Source organism: Intrasporangium sp., from assembly GCF_032907665.1.
Classification (GTDB): Bacteria; Actinomycetota; Actinomycetes; order Actinomycetales; family Dermatophilaceae; genus Intrasporangium.
The window spans coordinates 1-3,589 of sequence record NZ_JAJJPG010000035.1 but is presented as its reverse complement, the minus strand read 5'-3'; the positions used below and the strand labels follow the sequence as shown (position 1 = coordinate 3,589).

Annotated in this window: 4 protein-coding genes; 1 reads left to right on the top strand and 3 read right to left on the bottom strand. The window is 68.5% G+C overall.

Annotated features, from left to right (window positions below):
• Positions 1-292: 292 nt before the first annotated feature.
• From LOY02_RS07565 to LOY02_RS07555, 3 genes are read right to left on the bottom strand one after another with little or no spacing between them, the layout of a single operon-like run.
• On the bottom strand, positions 293-625 hold the full coding sequence (locus tag LOY02_RS07565; RefSeq protein WP_317181730.1) for a small basic family protein: 333 nt from the start codon (positions 623-625) through the stop codon (positions 293-295).
• A 31-nt stretch (positions 626-656) separates the two neighbouring features.
• On the bottom strand, positions 657-1,646 hold the full coding sequence (locus LOY02_RS07560; protein ID WP_317181729.1) for a DUF881 domain-containing protein: 990 nt from the start codon (positions 1,644-1,646) through the stop codon (positions 657-659).
• Positions 1,643-2,239, bottom strand: a complete 597-nt coding sequence (locus LOY02_RS07555) for a CDP-alcohol phosphatidyltransferase family protein (RefSeq protein WP_410505930.1) — start codon at positions 2,237-2,239, stop codon at positions 1,643-1,645. Before LOY02_RS07555 ends, LOY02_RS07560 begins: the two co-directional genes overlap by 4 nt.
• Before the next feature lie 136 nt (positions 2,240-2,375).
• Here LOY02_RS07555 and LOY02_RS07550 point away from each other — a divergent pair.
• Positions 2,376-3,589, top strand: a 1,214-nt coding sequence (locus LOY02_RS07550; RefSeq protein WP_317181727.1) for a YibE/F family protein, incomplete at its 3' end; no start/stop codon positions are given.

The following is a 3,589-nucleotide window of genomic DNA, read 5'->3' as shown; positions in this document are numbered from 1 at the left end:
CGGCTCGGCGGCCAACGGTTCGCCACCCTCGGGTGTCGCGTCCGGCCGGGCGGCCTGGGATTCGCCGTCGTCTGCTCCGCTGGTCTCACCTTCCCGATCCGTCGCTGAGTCAACGGATGTGTCCCCCCGCTCAGGGATCTGCTCCTCCCGGACGCCCTCCAGCTCGCTGCCTTCGGGTGTCGTGATCTGGTCCTCCGACCCGGGCTCGCCATCAAGACCTGGTGGCGCGGGGGCGACCGGAGGTGCCCCCTTCTCGAGGCGGCGCGACTTTCCCCTGGTGCGACGTGCCATGTCAGGCCTTGAAGAGGTGACGACGAATGGAGGCGACGTTGGAGAAGATCCTGACCCCGAGTACGACGACGACACCTGTGGACAGCTGGGCGCCGACGCCGAGCTGGTCACCGAGGAAGACGATGAACGCTGCCACGATGACATTGGAGAGGAACGAGACGACGAAGACCTTGTCATTGAAGATCCCGTCGAGGACGGCGCGGACTGCTCCGAAGACCGCGTCCAGCGCAGCGATCACGGCAATGGGGAGGTATGGCTGCAGCCACACGGGCACTGCTGGGTCCAGCAGCAAGCCGGCAATCAGCCCGACGAGTAGTCCGAGGGCTGGAATCACGAAGTGCTCCTCTGTGCGTTGTCGTGGGCAGTCATTGGCTGCCGTCGTCGGGCGAGTCCCGGCCATCCCGACCGGAGCTGACGGTACTCGGAAGGTCTTGGCCCTCGCTCGTCGCGGGGGTGGATGCTACGCCGGTCCCGGTGGTCCCGGGTGCCGAGTCGGGCTGGATCGGCTGCGCCGAGGTCAGCCGGGTCACGGCGTCACCCGGAACGATGAGATCGTCGCTCGCGGTGATCTCGTGCGTGATCCCGAACTGGTCGCCGAGCTGAGCGAGGTAGACGCCGGCGAAGGAGGGCTCGAAGAGCTGCTGCATGCGGGCCGCGTCGCCGAGCACCGTGATGGCATAGGGGGGCGTGATCGGCCTGAAGTCGACGATGATCGCCTGGCCCGCGAAGCGGATGGCGGCGGTGGAGGTCAGCCGGTGCCCGTTGATCGCGATGGCCTCGGCGCCGACTCCCCAGAGGCCGTTGACCACGATCTGAAGGTCGCTCGAGGTGACTCGCTCGGACTCGAACCCGCTGCTGGGTCGGCTTCCGGCACTGGCGTCCCGCTTGGCCGACGGGGCATCGTCGATGGTCACCGTGAGGCCCGGACCTGTCATGGCGACGACTCCCGCCTGGACCTCGAGGTCCTCGATCGCCTCGGTGAGGCTGGCGGCACCGGCCTGACGGAGAGCGAGGGACTCGAGCTCGTCCACCTCCCTGCTGAGTGACGCGACCCGCGACTCCTGCTCCTGTCCCTCCGTCTGCAGTGACTCGATGCGGGAGACGAGCTCGGCCTTGACGGAGGCCAGAGCCGTCGGACGGGGCCGGAGGGCCTGCGCCCCCACGGCGAAGAGGAACCCCGTGATCACCATCATGATGATGACGATGATCGTGCGCGTCGGGGTCGCCGGCGGCAGGCCGGCGGCGACCCGACGGTCTGCCGCCTCCTGGTAGCCCGCATCCAGGGGACGCTCCAGCATGGACGTGAGGAGCGTCATCGACGCGTCCGGGCGCCGAGGCCCTGGCGGGGTGCTCATGCGGTCTGCACCTTGGCCCTGGCCAGAACGAACCTGGCCTGGAGGGCGTAGAGGACGGCGGCGAGCCAGTAGAGCACGATGCCCCACCATGCGAAGCCCCAGCCCACTGGTCGGGCGAGATCCCCGAGCCAGTCCGTTCGGTTGGCCAGCAGCAGGAGCGGGAAGGCATAGAGGAGGTTGAAGGTGGCGGCCTTGCCGACGAAGTGGACGGGAAGCCCGATCTGCCCTCGACGACGCAGGTGCAGGAGCATGAGACTCATGGCCAGCTCGCGGAGGATGAGCACGGCGACGAGCCACACCGGGATGATGTCGCGCCAGGCCAGACCGATCAGCGTCGTCAGGATGTAGAGCCGGTCAGCAACCGGATCGAGCAGCTGGCCGAAGCGGGACTCCATGTGGAACTTGCGCGCGATCTTGCCGTCGGCGTAGTCGGTGACGCCGCTCGCCATGAGCACGAAGAGCGCCCAGCCGTCCTCCTGGGCCACGATGGCCCAAAGGAACACCGGCACGCCGACCAGCCGCAGGATCGACAGCACGTTGGGAAGGGTGAGCAGGCGCCCCGACACCTCGGTCGGGTGGCGCTCCGAGACCATCTCCCCATCCACGAGTCAGAGCCTAACTGTCCGTGGCGATCCGGACCCGGCCGGGCGCGGCGTGGACCGCCTCGCGTCTGAAACCGCGCGCCCTCCGTGGGGCTCCTGCTGGTCCAACCGTGGCACACTCTCAGCCATGCCCGGCGGACACCTCCACTCCCAAGGACATTCCCACGCCCACTCGCACCGTGGTGGTCCGCCGGTCGAGGTCGGCTCGATAGCGAAGCTCGCACTGACGATCTTCCTCGTCGTCACTGCTGCGGCCACCCTCTTCGGCCTCGTCCGCTACTGGCCCTCGGACGGAGCATCCACCGATCGCGTGGCGTCCTCCGATTTCGCAGCGCCGGGGGTCACCTTTCCGATCGCCACCGTTGCCGAGGTCCTGCCTCCGTGCGTCGGCACGGACAGCCAGGTGGGCGCGGCACCCCTCGAGAACCAAGGGGGTGATGTCGCCGCAGACTCCGCGACGTGCGGCGCCATCCGCGTCGTCCTCGAGCCGGAGACCGGGGACTGGAACGACGAGCTCACCGTGACCATCTCCGTGCCTGGACCAGTCTCGCTGTCGGGCCTGCAGCCCGACGACAAGGTCCAGCTCCTCAAGATCCCGGCGCAGGGCAACGAACCGGCGGCCTACTCCTTCCTTCAGGTCCAACGCGGCGCCCCTCTCGCGCTGCTGCTCGCGCTCTTCCTCGTCGTCGTGGCCGTCGTCGCCCGCCTGCGCGGAGTCCTCGCCCTCGTGGGCCTCGGCTTCGGAGGACTGGTCGTCATCAAGTTCATGCTGCCGGCCCTGCTCGAGGGGCAGCCCGGCATGCGCGTGGCGCTCATCGCCTCCACGGCCATCATGTTCGTCGTCCTCTACCTCGCTCACGGCCTGTCCACCCGTACGAGCACCGCGCTGGCCGGCACCCTCTTCGGTGTCGCCATCACCGCCGTCCTCGGCGTCCTCGCTGTCCATCTCGCCCGCCTGAGCGGTGTCGCCGACGACGAAGGGGCGACGCTGGCTGCCTTCACGGAGACGATGCGGCCACGTGAGCTGCTGACAGCGGCGATCATCGTGGCGGGGCTCGGTGTCCTCAACGACGTGACCATCACGCAGTCGTCGGCCGTGTGGGAACTCCGAGCCGCGGCACCGCACCTGTCCCGTCGGACGCTCTTCAGCTCGGGGATGCGCATCGGTCGGGACCACATCGCCTCGACGATCTACACCATCGTGTTCGCCTACGCCGGAGCCGCCTTGCCGGTGTTGCTCCTGCTCTTCCTCTACGACCGACCCGTCCTCGACCTCCTCCAGGCCGAGTCGATGTCCGAGGAGATCGTGCGCACCCTGGCAAGTGCGATCGGGCTGGTGCT

Excerpts from the sequence above, each read along its gene's own strand:
- LOY02_RS07560 (WP_317181729.1), bottom strand. The coding sequence starts at position 1,646 with ATGAGCACCCCGCCAGGGCCTCGGCGCCCGGACGCGTCGATGACGCTC.
- LOY02_RS07555 (WP_410505930.1), bottom strand. The coding sequence starts at position 2,239 with ATGGTCTCGGAGCGCCACCCGACCGAGGTGTCGGGGCGCCTGCTCACC.